Below are 14,093 nucleotides of genomic sequence, written 5' to 3' on the forward strand. Positions count from 1 at the left end.
GCAATTGCCAGCGGCGATACCCGACCGGCAATTCACCACTCTTGTATACGGTGCGATTGTTAATTGCGGCGGCGCCCCGCGTTTACGCGGTGTTTCAGGGTCCTCACCGCTGCGGCGTGCTCGACATGGACGGCGGCGAGCCTGCGGGCCCGCTCTGCGTCACCGCGGGCGACCGCGTCCACGATCGCGGCGTGCTCCTCCCACGCCTCAGCGGCCCGCGCCGAGCCGCCGTCGGCGTAGACCCAGGAGATCTTGTGCCGCAACTGGATCAGCAGCGCGGCCAGCGTGGGGCTGCCTGACGCCTGCGCCAGCGTCTCGTGGAACCAGCCGCTCAGCGACGGCAGGTCGGACAGCTGCCCCTGCACCGCCCGCTCCTGACCGAGCCGGACCAGCCCGCGCAGCACCTTCAGGTGCGCGTCGGTGCGCCGCTGGGCGGCCCGCGCGGTGCCCAGCGGCTCCAGCAGCCCGCGGATGTCGAGCAGGTCGGCGGCCTCCTGCTCGGTGGGCTCCGCGACCGACGCGCCCGCGTGCTTGCGGGTGCGGACGAAGCCCTCGGACTCCAGGGTGCGCAGCGCCTCGCGCACCGGCACCCGGGACACCCCGTAGCGCTGTGCGAGCAGTTCCTCGGTCAGCCGGCTGCCCGGCGGGAAGTATCCGGCGACGATGTCGTCGCGGATGGCCGTACACACCACCTCGGCAGAGATACGCCTCGCCGTGCCTTCCGTCCCGTTCACGTCCGATTCCGCATCGCAGGACTCCGTTCTTTCCCCGTTATTCTGCAGTGACTCTATTCCAGCACAGAAGGAAAAGGGAATGCGGCCCCTGAATTGACCCGATACGCGCGGAGCCCCGGCGCCTGTACGGGCGCCGGGGCTCCGGGTCGTGCGGTGCTGCCGGTCGGGCTCAGCCGGTGACGCGCACCGGGCCGATCCCCAGCGCGCGGACCGGCTCGGCGATCACCGAGGCGTCGCCGACCAGGACCACCACCAGGCGGTCCAGCGGGAAGGCGCTCACCGCGGCCGCGGTGGCCTCCACGGTCCCGGTGGCCGCGAGCCGGGCGTACAGCCGGGCCTGGAAGTCGTCGGGCAGCTCCTGCTCGACCTGGTCGGTGAGGGTGCCCGCCACCGCGGCGGCCGTCTCGTAGCGCAGCGGCGCCACCCCGACCAGGTTCTGCACCGCGACGTCCCGCTCGTCGTCCGTCAGGCCGCCCTCGGCGAGGGTGCGGACGACCTGCCGCAGGTCGGCCAGGGCCTCGCCGGTGACCTCGGTGGCCACCGAGCCGCTGATCGCCAGCAGCGCGGCGCCCGTACCGTCCGCGGAGCCCAGCAGCACCTGGCCGAAGGCCCGCACCCCGTAGGTGTAGCCCTTCTCCTCGCGCAGCACCCGGTCGAGCCGGGAGGTCAGGGTGCCGCCGAGGCAGTAGGTGCCGATCACCTGCGCCGCCCACACCGGGTCGTGCCGGTCGGCGCCGGTGCGCCCGATGAGCAGCTGGGTCTGCACAGCGCCGGGCCGGTCCACGATGACCACCCGGGCGGTGTCGTCCGCGGTGATCGCCGGGCGGGGGCGCGGCTCGGCCTTGGAGCCGGTCCAGCGGCCCAGCGTGTCGTCCAGCAGCGCCGGCAGGTCGATGCCGGTCAGGTCGCCGACCACGACCGCGGTGGACGTGGCGGGCCTCACATGGGCGGTGTAGAAGGCGCGCACCGCGTCCGCGTCGATCCTGCGGACCGTCTCCTCGGTGCCCTGCCGCGGCCGGGAGCAGCGCAGCGTGGCGGGGAAGAGCTCCTCGGACAGCGCCATCGCGGCCCGCCGCCCCGGGTTGGCCAGCTCGTGCGGGATCTCGTCCAGCCGGTTGGCGACCAGCCGCTTGATCTCGTCGTCGGGGAAGGCCGGCGCCCGCAGCGCGTCGGCCAGCAGCGCCAGCGCCCGGTCGAGGCGGGAGGCGGGCACTTCGAGCGAGACCCGCACCCCGGGGTGGTCGGCGTGCGCGTCCAGGGTGGCGCCGCAGCGCTCCAGCTCGGCCGCGAACTCCTCCGCGGTGTGCCGGTCGGTGCCCTCGGACAGCGCCCTGGCCATGATCGTGCCGACGCCGTCCAGGCCCTCGGGCTCGGCGTCCAGCGGCGCCGCGAGCAGCACCTCGACGGCGACGACCTGCTGCCCCGGGCGGTGGCTCGTCAGCAGCGTCACGCCGTTGCCGAGCGCGCCGCGCTCGGGGGCCGGGAAGGCCCACGGCTTGGGGTCGCCGGCCTGCGGCCGCGGGTGGAACGTCATGACGGCAGCGGTGTCGCTCACAGCTCGCCCTCTTCCTCGTCCTCGTCCTGGTCCTGGTCGTCCTGCTGGCCGCCCCCGGTGGGCTCGTAGACGAGCACCGCCCTGTTGTCGGGGCGCAGCCGGGCCGCGGCGACCTCCCTGACCTCCTCGGCGGTGATCGACAGCACCCGCTGCACCGCGGTCAGCGCCAGCTGCGGGTCGCCGAACAGCACCGCGAAGCGGCACAGTTCGTCCGCCCGCCCGTTGACGGTGGCGAGCCGGTCCAGCCACTCGCGCTCCAGCTGGGCCTGCGCCCGCTCCATCTCCTCGGGGGTGGGGCCCTCGGCCGCGAAGCGGGCCAGCTCCTCGTCCACCGCGGTCTCGATGGCGCTCAGCTCGACCCCGCTGGACGCCTTGACGTCCAGCCAGCCCAGCGACGGCGCCCCGGCCAGCCGCAGCAGCCCGAAGCCCGCGGTCACCGCCGTACGGTCGCGGCGCACCAGCCGGTTGTGCAGCCGGGACGACTCGCCGCCGCCCAGCGCGGTGAGCGCCAGGTCGGCGGCGTCACCCGCGCGCGTGCCGTCCTCGGGCAGCCGGTAGGCCGCCATCAGGGCGCGCGAGGGCACGTCCTCCTCGACGACCTCGCGCAGCTGACCGCCCATCACGTCGGGCAGCGAGCCGTCCCGCGGAGCGGGCTTGCCGTCGTGCGCGGGGATGCTGCCGAAGTATTTCTCCACCCAGGCCAGCGTCTGCCCGGGGTCGATGTCGCCGACGACGGCGAGCACGGCATTCCCCGGCGCGTAATACGTGCGGAAGAAGGCCCTGGCGTCCTCCAGGGAGGCCGCGTCGAGGTCGGCCATCGAGCCGATCGGGGTGTGGTGGTAGGGGTGGCCGTCGGGGTAGGCCAGCGCGGTGAGCCGCTCGAAGGCCGTACCGTAGGGCACGTTGTCGTAGCGCTGGCGGCGCTCGTTCTTCACCACGTCCCGCTGGTTGTCCAGGCTCTCCTGGTCCAGGGCGTCCAGCAGGCTGCCCATCCGGTCGGCCTCCAGCCACAGGGCCAGTTCCACCTGGTGGGCGGGCATCGTCTCGAAGTAGTTGGTGCGCTCGAAGCTGGTGGTGCCGTTGAGCGAGCCGCCCGCGCCCTGGACCAGTTCGAAGTGGCCGTTGCCCTTGACGCTCGCCGAGCCCTGGAACATCAGGTGCTCGAAGAGGTGGGCGAGACCGGTGCGGCCCTTGACCTCGTGCCGCGAACCGACGTCGTACCACAGGCAGACGGCGGCGACCGGGGTGAGATGGTCCTCGGAGAGCACCACCCGCAGGCCGTTCGCCAGGCGGTGCTCGGTGGCTGTCAGGCCGCTGGAGTGTGCCTCCGGCGTGGCCGTGTGACCCATGGGCAAGCTGTCCTTCCGGTCGCGTGCTCGTGACTGCGTAGAGTGCTGCCACTCTAGGCAAGCGAGTCGGCGGGCGGCGAAGTTCCCGGTCGCGGGCGCGCTCGTGCCGGGTCGTGGTCGGCGTTGTCCGTGCCGCGGTCCACAATGGTCCGCGTCAGTTCACCGGTCCAGCCGATCGACCTTCCGGTCCAGACGAAGGAGCGCCGCCGAGATGGCCCGCCGTACGACGAAGACCCCGCCGCCCGACGACGGTTTCGAGGAGCGCATCCTCGACATCGACGTGGTGGACGAGATGCAGGCCTCGTATCTTGAGTACGCCTACTCGGTGATCTACGCACGCGCCCTGCCCGACGCCCGTGACGGCATGAAGCCGGTCCACCGCCGCATCGTCTACCAGATGAACGAGATGGGCCTGCGCCCCGACCGGGCCTTCGTCAAGTGCGCCCGGGTCGTCGGCGAGGTGATGGGCAAGCTGCACCCGCACGGCGACGCGTCGATCTACGACGCCATGGTGCGGATGGCGCAGCCGTTCTCGCAGCGCCTCCCGCTGGTCGACGGGCACGGCAACTTCGGTTCGCTGGACGACATGCCGGCCGCGATGCGCTACACCGAGGCCCGCATGTCGGGCCCCGCGCGGCTGATGGTCGAGTCGATCGACGAGGACACCGTCGACTTCGCGCCCAACTACGACGGCCAGGAGCAGGAGCCCGCCGTCCTGCCGTCGGCCTATCCCAACCTGCTGGTCAACGGGGCGTCCGGGATCGCGGTCGGCATGGCCACCAACATGCCGCCGCACAACCTGGGCGAGGTCATCGCCGCCGCCCGGCACCTGATCCGCTACCCGAACGCGGACCTGGACGCCCTGATGCGGCACATCCCGGGCCCCGACCTGCCGACCGGCGGCCGGATCATCGGCCTGTCCGGCATCAGGGACGCCTACGAGTCCGGCCGCGGCACGTTCAAGATCCGCGCCACCGTCTCCGTGGAGGACGTCACCCCCCGCCGCAAGGGCCTGGTCGTCACCGAACTGCCCTTCACCGTCGGCCCCGAGAAGGTCATCGCCAAGATCAAGGACATGGTCGGCGCGAAGAAGCTCCAGGGCATCGCCGACGTCAAGGACCTGACCGACCGCGAGCACGGCCTGCGGCTGGTCATCGAGATCAAGAACGGCTTCAACCCCGAGGCCGTGCTCGAACAGCTCTACAAGCTGACGCCGATGGAGGACTCCTTCGGCATCAACAACGTGGCGCTGGTGGACGGCCAGCCGCTCACCCTGGGCCTGCGCGAGCTGCTCCAGGTCTACGTCGACCACCGCTTCGAGGTCGTGCGGCGGCGCAGCGAGTTCCGCCGCACCAAGCGCCGCGACCGGCTGCACCTGGTCGACGGCCTGCTGATCGCGCTGGTCGACATCGACGAGGTCATCGCGATCATCCGGGCCAGCGACAACGCGGCGCAGGCCAAGGAGCGCCTGATGGAGCGCTTCGGCCTGTCCGAGACCCAGACGCAGTACATCCTGGACACCCCGCTGCGCCGGCTGACCCGCTTCGACCGCATCGAGCTGGAGTCCGAGCGCGACCGGCTCAACGCCGAGATCGCCGAGCTGACCCGGATCCTCGACTCCGACGCCGAGCTGCGCAAGCTGGTGTCGGCGGAACTGGCGGCGGTGGCCAAGCAGTACGGCACCGAGCGCCGCACGGTGCTGCTGGAGTCGGCGGGCACGCCGGTCTCCGCGGTGCCGCTGGAGGTCGCCGACGACCCGTGCCGGGTGCTGCTGTCCTCGACCGGGCTGCTGGCCCGCACGGCCACCGGCCAGGACCCGGACGACGGCGGGGGGCGGCGGGCCAAGCACGACGTGATCGTCTCCGCGGTGCCCTCCACGGCCCGCGCCGACATCGGCGCGGTCACCAACCTCGGGAGGCTGCTGCGGCTGACGGTGATCGACCTGCCGGTGCTGCCGGACACCGCGGGGGCGCCCTCGCTGGCCGGCGGGGCGCCGCTGTCCGAGTTCCTGTCGCTCCAGGACGGCGAGCGGGTGCTGTGCCTGACCACGCTCGACGAGTCCTCGCCGGGCCTGGCGCTGGGCACCGAGCAGGGCGTGGTCAAGCGCGTCGTGCCCGACTACCCGCCGAACAAGGACGACCTGGAGGTCATCGGCCTCAAGGACGGCGACACGGTGGTCGGCGCGGTGGAGCTGCACACCGGCGAGGAGGACCTGGTCTTCATCACCGACGACGCCCAGCTGCTCCGCTACCCGGCCTCGCAGGTGCGCCCGCAGGGGCGCCCGGCCGCCGGCATGGCGGGCGTCAAGCTCACCGACGGCGCCAAGGTGATCTCCTTCACCGCCGTCGACCCGGCGGTGGACGCGGTGGTCTTCACCGTCGCCCGCGCCGACGACACGCTGGACGGGACCGAGGGCACAGCGAAGCTGACACCCTTCGAGCAGTACCCGCGCAAGGGCCGCGCCACCGGCGGGGTGCGCTGCCAGCGCTTCCTGCGCGGCGAGACCGGCCTGTTGCTGGCCTGGGCAGGTCCCGCCCCGGCCCGCGCGGCGACCGCGACCGGCGCCCCGGCAGAACTGCCCCCGAAGGACCCGCGCCGCGACGGCTCGGGCGTCCCGCTGGCCAAGCCGGTGGCGGTGGTGGCGGGCCCGGTGTGATCCCACCGGCCGCGGGGGCGCAGGCGAGGCGCTCCCCGGCCGCGGGGTCCGTCGGGGGCGGGCCCCGGCGGCGGTTAGGCTCGCCTGTGTGAGTACGTGTACGACGGCTTCGGCGGAGCTGGGCGAGCCGGTGGGCGCCACCGCCGCCACCGCCAGGACCTGGCTGCTGATCGAGCAGCCGGGCCCGTGGGGGCGCAAGGCGCTGACCGGGAGCCGGCTCGACCCCGCGGTGGGGCGGGCGCTGGACCGGGCCGCCGACGGCACCGGTGTGCGGGTCGCCCTGATCCGCAGGTCCGGGCGGCACGCCGACCTGCACACGGCGGCCAGGCACCGGGTCTACCTGGCGCACACCGCGCCGGGCGACGCCTGGATCCGTACGGACACGCTCGCCGACCCGGCGGACCTGGCCGAACTGGACTTCGCGGCGCTGGGCGCGGGCTCGCACCACGGTTTCGGCACGGCCCATGTGGGGGCGCCGCTGGCGCTGGTGTGCACCAACGGCAGGCGGGACCGCTGCTGCGCGGTGCGCGGCCGGCCGCTGGCCGCCGAGCTGGCCGCGGGCGGCCACGCCGACGTCTGGGAGGTCACCCACCTGGGCGGCCACCGCTTCTCCCCCACCATGCTGGTGCTGCCCTACGGCTACACCTACGGCCGGGTGGACGGCCGGCTCGCCAAGGACGTGCTGGAGGCCGCCCGCAGCGGCCGGGTCGTCCTCGAAGGCTGCCGCGGCCGGTCCGCCTGGGACCGCCCCGGCCAGGCCGCCGACCTGGCCGTACGCGCCCTGGCCGGCGTGGACCTGGAGGGCGCGCTGACCGTACGGCGTACGGTCGCCGGGCCGGGCGGCGACACCTGGTCGGTGCTGGTCGCCCACACCGACGGGCGGGCCTGGGAGGTCGCCGTCACGCGGAGCGCCGCGCAGCCGCCGCGCCCGGAGAGCTGCGACAGCCCGCTCGGCACCCCGGCCGTCCTGACGGCGACCGGGGTCACCGCGGTCACCCGACCTTCCTGACGAAGTCCTCGGCCCCGCCGATGTCGCCGGCCGCCTTGGCGGAGACGACCTCGCCCTCGCCGGGGGCCTGCGAGAACCCCACGACGGACTCCAGGTGCTCGGCCTCGGTCTGGAGGTCGAGGGTGTGGCCGCCCCGGGCACCGCTACGCCTGGGCCGGGGCGGACTGACCCGCCATGCCCCGGCCCGCGCGTCCTAGACCGCGCCCGCCCCGGTGAGCGAGCGGACCTCCGTCTCGGCATACCGTCCCGGGTCGGCGGGCTCGGGCGAGAACACCGTGCCGAGCCAACCCGCGAGGAAGCCCAGCGGGATCGAGACCAGGCCCGGATTCTCCAGCGGGAAGACGTGGAAGTCGACCCCGGGGACGAGCGAGTCCGGACGTCCCGACATCACCGGCGACAGCACGACGAGCAGCAGCGCGGGCACCAGCCCGCCGTAGATCGCCCACACCGAGCCCCTGGTGGTGAAACGCCGCCAGAACAGCGAGTACAGCAGCGCCGGCAGATTCGCGGACGCCGCCACCGCGAAGGCCAGGCCGACCAGGAAGGCGATGTTCTGGTCCTGCGCCAGCAGGCTCAGCGCGATGGCCACCGCGCCGATGCCCACCGCCGCGAAGCGCGCCACCCGCACCTCGTCCTGCTCCATCGCGACCTCGGCCGGATCCCGCCGCCCGTGCTTGGCCGCCGGCCGGCGCAGCGCGGTGTAGAGGTCGTGCGCCACCGAGGCCGACGACGCCAGGGTGATACCGGCGACCACCGCCAGGATGGTCGCGAAGGCCACCGCGCCGACCACGGCGAACAGCACCGTCCCCCACGTCGACCCCGATCCGCCGCCGAGTGCCTCGGCGAGCAGCGGCACCGCCGTGTTGCCCGCCGCGTTGGACTCCCGCACGGTGCCCGAGCCGACGACCGCCGCGGCTCCGAAGCCGAGCACGATCGTCATCAGGTAGAAGGCCCCGATCAGCCCGATCGCCCACACCACCGAACGCCGCGCCGACCGGGCGGTCGGCACCGTGTAGAAGCGCGACAGGATGTGCGGCAGCCCCGCGGTGCCCAGCACCAGCGCGAGCCCGAGGCTGATGAAGTCCAGCCGGGACGTCCAGCTCCCGCCGTACTTCAGCCCCGGCGCCAGGAACGCCTTCCCGTGCCCGCTGCCGGTGGCCGCGGAGTGCAGCAGGTCGTCGACATTGCCGTGGAAGCGCACCAGCACCATCACGGTGAGCATCACCGTGCCGCTGATCAGCAGCACGGTCTTCACGATCTGGATCCAGGTGGTGGCCCGCATCCCGCCGAAGGAGACGTAGAAGACCATCAGCGCCCCGACCCCGATCACCGCCCAGGTCCTGGCCGCCGCCCCCTCGCCGCCGATCAGCAGCCCGACCAGGCTGCCCGCGCCGACCATCTGCGCCACCAGGTAGAGCACCGACACCACCACCGACGAGGTGCCCGCCGCGATCCGCACCGGCCGCTGCCGCATCCTCGCCGACAGCACGTCGGCCAGCGTGTAGCGCCCGCAGTTGCGGACCAGCTCCGCGACCAGCATGAGCACCACCAGCCACGCCACCAGGAATCCCACCGAGTAGAGCAGCCCGTCGTAGCCGAACAGCGCGATCAGCCCCGAGATGCCGAGGAAGGACGCCGCCGACATGTAGTCGCCCGCGATCGCGAAGCCGTTCTCCATCGGGGAGAACATCCGCCCGCCCGTGAAGAACTCCTCCGACGAACTGCGCCGCCGCCCCGCCCACGCGGTGATCGCCAGCGTCACCGACACGAACACCGTGAACAGCACCACCGCCAGGCCCTGGTGCTCCCCCGCCGAATCGGCCAGATACCGGCCCGCCGCCATCCGCCCGCCGCTCAACGCACCCGCTCCTGTCCGGTCCTGGTCGCCAGCGTCCACCGCAGATCCAGCGCCGCCCGGTCCCTGCGCAGCCGCGCGTGTCTGACATAGGCCCAGGTCAGCAGGAAGGTCGTGGCAAACTGCGCCAGCCCGGCGACCATCGCCACATTCACCTCCCCCGCGACCTGACGCCCCATCAACCCCGGAGCGGTGGTGGCCAGCACGACATAGAGCAGATACCAGGCCACGAAGGCCGCCGCCGCGGGGAACACGAACCCGCGGTAGCGGTCCCGCACCTCCTGGAACGCCGCACTGTGCTGCACCTCCTCGAAGACCGCCCCCCGATCCTCCGCCGCAGCCGCTGGCACCGCGACCGGTGGCGCGGCGGGCGCCCCCTGGTCGGGCACCCAGAGCCCTGCCCCTCCGGCATCCCGCCACGGGTCGTCCACCCGCAGCGCAAGGGGGTCGCCGCCGTCGTGCTTTTCCACCGAACTCTCCTCGTTCCACGGCTGGATGGGCCGTGTGCCCAATCATGGACAGAGCGGGAAGTTCCTGGTCCAATAAGCCGAAACCTTCACCCCATCAGGTGATGCCGTTCCGGCAGGCATGTCCGACCGCCTGGGCACGGACGCGCACCCCGGTTTTCCGCGCGCCCCGGCCCGCAGCGCGGGGAACGGCGAAACGTCGTCCGCGTAGGTGGCGAGCACCACCACCTGTGTCGCCGGATGGTCCGCCCGGATCCGCCGGGTCGCCTCCACCCCGTCGCAGCGCGGCATCCGCAGATCCATCAGCACCACGTCCGGCCGCTGCCCCCCGACCAGTCGACCATCACGACATTCGGCACGCCTCACGACATCACTCGACGAGATTTCGATCGAGTCCTCCTACCCGGCGGACGCCGAGAGCGCCGCCTTCCTGCGCAGCCTCGCCGACACGGGCACGGGCACGGACGCCGACGCGGGCCTGCACGGCCTGGCTCTCGCCCGCCACCTGGGCGTCGCCCCCGCGGAGGAGGTGCGGTTGACCCGGGCCGTCGGCCGCGAGGTCAACGCCCCCCTCCGCAAGGGCGGCTGACCGCCTGCGGCGGACCGCTACGGCGCCGGGACCACCACCATCGCCGACCCACCGCCGCGGCGTACCGGCTCCGCCGCGGCCAGCCAGCGGCCGTCCGGAAGGCGTTGGACGCCGGTGGCGGCGCCGATCTCCGGGTTCTGGACGAAGTGGTGGCCGATGCTCTCCAGGTCGGGCTTCAGCGCGCTGTTCCACAGGGCGGGTTCGAGCTCGGTGTTCGCCGCGTTGCGCTGGCTGGCGCGGGGCGCGGCGATCGCGTCGAGCAGGGGCAGGCCGCGGTCGACGTGTTCGGTGAGGACCTGGAGCACGGTGGTGATGATGGTCGCGCCGCCGGGCGAGCCGATCGCGAAGTCCGGGCGGCCGTCCTTGAGCACGATGGTCGGGGAGATCGACGAGCGCGGGCGCTTGCCGGGTCCCGGCAGGTTGGGGTCGGGGACCGCGGGGTTGGCGGGGACGAAGGAGAAGTCGGTCAGCTCGTTGTTGAGCAGGAAGCCGCGGCCCGGCACGGTGATCGCGCTGCCGCCGGTCTGCTCGATGGTCAGCGTGTAGGCGACGACGTCGCCCCACTTGTCGGCCACCGTCAGGTGCGTGGTGTTCTCGCCCTCGTAGGTGGTCGGCGCGGCCGTTCCCGTACCGCCGCACGCGGCGGGGTGCGCGGGGTCGGCCGGGGCGAGCGGGCTGGTCAGCACCGCGTCGTCCTTGATCAGGCAGGCCCGCGAGTCGGCGAACCGCTGCGAGGTCAGCCCGGCGGTCGGCACCTGCTCGAAGGCGGGGTCGCCGACCCAGCGGCCGCGGTCGGCGAAGGCGATCCGGCTCGCCTCGATGTAGTGGTGCAGATACTGCAGCTGCGAGGCGCTCTTCAGGTCGGTGCGCTCCAGGATGTTCAGCGCCTCGGCCACGGTGGTGCCGCCGGAAGAGGACGGCGACGGCCCGTAGACGTCCAGGCCGCGGTATCCGATGTGGGTCGGCGCCTGCTTCTTCGCGCGGTAGGACGCCAGGTCCGCGGCGGTCAGGTCGCCGGTGCGCACCACGCGGGTGGCGGCCGGGTCCACCGGGGGCTTGCGTACGGTACGGACGATGTCCGCGCCGATGGCGCCGTGGTAGATCGCGCCGATTCCCTTGGCTCCCAGCTCCTGGTAGGTGCGGGCGAGCTGGGGATTGCGCAAGGTGGAGCCGACAGCGGGCGGCTGTCCGCCCGGCAGGAAGAGCGCGGCGGTGGCCGGGAAGTCCTTGAACCGGTCCTGGTTGGCCGCGGTCTGGGAGTTGAAGGTCGCGTCCACGGTGAAGCCGTCGCGGGCGATCTTCTCGGCGGGCCGCAGCACCTCGCCCAGCGACCGCGAGCCCCAGGAGTCGAGCGCCGTCTGCCAGGTCGCGGCGGTGCCGGGCACTCCGATGCTGCGGCCGCTGGTGACCGCGTCGGCGAAGGCCAGCGGCCGGCCGTTCTCGACGAAGAGCTGGTCGGTGGCGCTGTGCGGCGCGGTCTCGCGGCCGTCGATGGTGAAGACCTTGTGCTGGCGGGCGCTGTAGTAGACGAAGTAGCCGCCCCCGCCGATGCCCGAGGAGTACGGCTCGGTGACGCCGAGCGCCGCTGCGGTGGCCACGGCGGCGTCCACCGCGTTCCCGCCGCGCCGCAGCACGTCGATCCCGGCCGCGGTGGCGTCGGCGTCCACGCTGGTGACGGCCCCGCCGTATCCGACGGCGAGCGGGGCCTTGACGGGCGGCGCCCCGGGATCGTGGTGCGCCGGCGCGGCGGCGGTGAGGGCGCCGACCACCGCCGTGACGGCGAGCGCGGACACCGCCCGCACGGCCCGGCGTCGTGGGCCGTGCCCGGTTGAACGCGCGTCTGAGTACGTGCGACGGTTGCTTCCCATGACGGAGCCTCCACTCAACGACCGTCCCGGCAGCCTAACTTCACCTCAGCCGCCTCGTCAGGAGCACGTCGAACACTTCGGCTGTCTGCCGCGTGGGATCGAGGCGTCCGCACCCCTGCGACGGGACGCCGGGCCGGCCGTGCGGCCCCGGCCCGTCACCTGGCGGGTGGCGGGCCGGGGCCGCGGGGCGTCAGCGGTGCTGGAGGGACTTGGCGTTGTCGCCGAAGGTCCAGCCCTTCGACCCGTCCCAGTTGACCGACCACGTCATGAGCCCCTTCAGCGCACCGCCGAAGGCGTTCCACGACTGGCCGACCAGGCTGGGCGCCATGTAGCCGCCGCCCGCGCCGGGTTGGGCAGGCAGGCCGGGCACCTGCTTGTCGTACGGCACCTTGACCGTGGTGCCCTGGACGACCAGGCCGTTGTTCAGGCAGGTGGTCTGCGTGGTGAAGCCCGCCACCGTGCCGGCCTCGTAGGAGTCGCCGGAGCAGCCGTACATGCTGCCGTTGTAGTACTGCATGTTCAGCCACCACAGGCGGCCGTTGTCCGCGTACTTCTTGACGATCGGCAGGTACGCGCCCCAGATCGACCCGTAGACGACGCTGCCGCCGGTGACGTACGCCGTCTCGGGCGCCATCGTGAGGCCGAAGCCCGCGGGCATCTGCGACAGCACGCCGTCGATGATGCGCTCCAGGTTGGCCTGGGACGTGGACAGGGTGTTGATGGTGCCGCTGCCGACGAGGCCGCTCTCGATGTCGATGTCGATCCCGTCGAAGTCGTACTTCTTGAGGATCGGGACGATGGTCGACACGAAGCGGTCGGCGACGCTGCTGGACGTCAGGTCGACGCTGGCGGTCGCGCCGCCGATGGACATCAGGATCGTGGCCCCGGCCGCCTTGGCCTGGCACATCTCGGCGGGAGTGGCGACCTTGACACCGGTGTCCATGCCGTCCTGCCACTCGACGGTGCCGTCGGGGAGGATCACCGGGAAGGCGGCGTTGATGACGTTGTAGCCGTGCTGGGCGATGCGGCTGTCCGTGATGGGCGTCCAGCCGAGACCGGGGTGGACGCCGTTCGCGGCGCCGTCCCAGTTCTCCCAGTAGCCCTGCAGGACCTTGCCCGACGGCCTGGGCTTCGTCGCGCAGGTCTGCTCGGGCGGGGCGGTGGTCGGCGACGTGGGCGGGGTCGTCGTCGGCGTGGTGGTCGGTGACGTGGGCGGGGTCGTGGTGGGCGTGGTCGGCGGCGTGGTGGTGGTGCCGCCGGGGCCCGCGAGCGACACGTCGTCCGCGTAGTACGTGGGCTGTCCGTACCATCCGTGCAGGTAGACGGTCACCGAGGTGGTGTTCGCGCCGGTGGTGAAGTTGAGGCTGAGCTGGGTGTACGACGACGCGCCCGGCGTCCAGGTGGACGGGTCGCCGGCGGCGCCGGTGCCGGTGGCGCCCAGGTAGACGTAGCTGCCCTGGACGTAGGCGCTCAGCGTGTACGGGGAGTTGGGCTTCACGCTGACGGTCTGGGTGCACTGGGCGTTGTCCTGGCCGGATGGTGTGGCCTTGAGCGCCGAGGTGCCGGAGTGCACCGGGCTGCCGACCGCGGTGGCGCCGGAGCCGCCGGAGCAGGTCCAGCCGGACAGCCCGCTCTCGAAGCCGGAGTTGGCCACCAGGTTGGTGGTGGCGGCCCCGGCCGCGCCGGAACCTACCAGGGCGAGGCCGGCGCCGACGACGGCGGCGGCGCTCACCCCCGCGAGGGTGCGCTGCAGGACGGTCGATCGGTGCTCGGCACGGCTCGTACGACTCACGTGCGATGCACGTTCCACTGCTGCCTCCTGGGGGCAGGGACTTCGGAGTGGCGCGCTCCCGCGTGCGTTGCCGCCTGGGCGGCCGGGATCCGGACGAGGGCGGCCGGCACCGGCCGGACGCCGACTGCGCGACCTCCGGCGGGCATACCGCTGCCTTCGCGCCGCGTGCCATGGGCGTGAGCAGGTGTGGGGGGGCTTGGCGCCCGGCTCTGGGTGGGG

9 protein-coding genes and 2 pseudogenes are annotated in these 14,093 nt (G+C 73.1%); 2 read left to right on the top strand and 9 right to left on the bottom strand.

Features of this window, described 5'->3' with window-relative positions; translation table 11 throughout:
- Positions 1-59: 59 nt before the first annotated feature.
- The 3 genes from OG900_10465 to OG900_10475 form a co-directional block, all read right to left on the bottom strand.
- Positions 60-734 carry a GntR family transcriptional regulator gene (locus tag OG900_10465; protein ID WUH90477.1) on the bottom strand — a complete coding sequence of 225 codons (675 nt, stop codon included), beginning with the start codon at positions 732-734 and terminating at the stop codon, positions 60-62.
- A gap of 169 nt (positions 735-903) precedes the next feature.
- A complete protein-coding gene (locus OG900_10470) occupies positions 904-2,268 on the bottom strand; it encodes an insulinase family protein (protein WUH95697.1) in 1,365 nt (454 codons plus the stop codon).
- 17 nt (positions 2,269-2,285) lie between these two features.
- The gene (locus OG900_10475) at positions 2,286-3,638 is read right to left on the bottom strand and encodes an insulinase family protein (protein ID WUH90478.1); all 1,353 of its coding nucleotides are present in this window, start codon (positions 3,636-3,638) and stop codon (positions 2,286-2,288) included.
- A gap of 211 nt (positions 3,639-3,849) precedes the next feature.
- On the opposite strand from OG900_10475, the gene OG900_10480 reads away from it, so the two are divergent.
- Entirely contained in the window at positions 3,850-6,294 is a 2,445-nt protein-coding gene (locus OG900_10480; protein WUH90479.1) for a DNA topoisomerase IV subunit A, read from the top strand.
- Positions 6,295-6,382: 88 nt separating this feature from the next.
- Positions 6,383-7,303: a sucrase ferredoxin gene (locus OG900_10485; GenBank protein WUH90480.1), complete on the top strand. Its 921-nt coding sequence runs from the start codon at positions 6,383-6,385 to the stop codon at positions 7,301-7,303.
- Position 7,304: 1 nt separating this feature from the next.
- Here OG900_10485 and OG900_10490 read toward each other — a convergent pair.
- The 6 genes and pseudogenes from OG900_10490 to OG900_10515 form a co-directional block, all read right to left on the bottom strand.
- Positions 7,305-7,430 (bottom strand): annotated as a pseudogene (locus OG900_10490) (ABC transporter substrate-binding protein).
- A gap of 66 nt (positions 7,431-7,496) precedes the next feature.
- Positions 7,497-9,146, bottom strand: coding sequence for a cation acetate symporter (locus tag OG900_10495; GenBank protein ID WUH95698.1), 1,650 nt, complete (start codon positions 9,144-9,146; stop codon positions 7,497-7,499).
- An 11-nt stretch (positions 9,147-9,157) separates the two neighbouring features.
- Positions 9,158-9,628 (bottom strand): DUF485 domain-containing protein, encoded by a 471-nt coding sequence (locus OG900_10500; protein ID WUH90481.1) that lies wholly within the window; start codon positions 9,626-9,628, stop codon positions 9,158-9,160.
- 156 nt (positions 9,629-9,784) lie between these two features.
- A pseudogene (locus OG900_10505) lies at positions 9,785-9,943 on the bottom strand (response regulator transcription factor).
- A 288-nt stretch (positions 9,944-10,231) separates the two neighbouring features.
- Positions 10,232-12,007, bottom strand: coding sequence for a gamma-glutamyltransferase (gene ggt / locus OG900_10510; GenBank protein WUH95699.1), 1,776 nt, complete (start codon positions 12,005-12,007; stop codon positions 10,232-10,234).
- Positions 12,008-12,272: 265 nt separating this feature from the next.
- Positions 12,273-13,892, bottom strand: a complete 1,620-nt coding sequence (locus tag OG900_10515; GenBank protein ID WUH90482.1) for a glycosyl hydrolase family 18 protein — start codon at positions 13,890-13,892, stop codon at positions 12,273-12,275.
- Between the last annotated feature and the right edge of the window lie 201 nt (positions 13,893-14,093).

It is taken from the genome of Streptomyces sp. NBC_00433 (genome assembly GCA_036015235.1).
Taxonomy (GTDB): Bacteria; Actinomycetota; Actinomycetes; order Streptomycetales; family Streptomycetaceae; genus Actinacidiphila.

Bases quoted from the DNA above. Each gene is read 5' to 3' on its own strand.
- OG900_10480 (WUH90479.1), top strand. From the start codon at position 3,850: ATGGCCCGCCGTACGACGAAGACCCCGCCGCCCGACGACGGTTTCGAG.
- OG900_10470 (WUH95697.1), bottom strand. From the start codon at position 2,268: ATGACGTTCCACCCGCGGCCGCAGGCCGGCGACCCCAAGCCGTGGGCC.
- OG900_10495 (WUH95698.1), bottom strand. From the start codon at position 9,146: ATGGCGGCGGGCCGGTATCTGGCCGATTCGGCGGGGGAGCACCAGGGC.
- OG900_10475 (WUH90478.1), bottom strand. From the start codon at position 3,638: ATGGGTCACACGGCCACGCCGGAGGCACACTCCAGCGGCCTGACAGCC.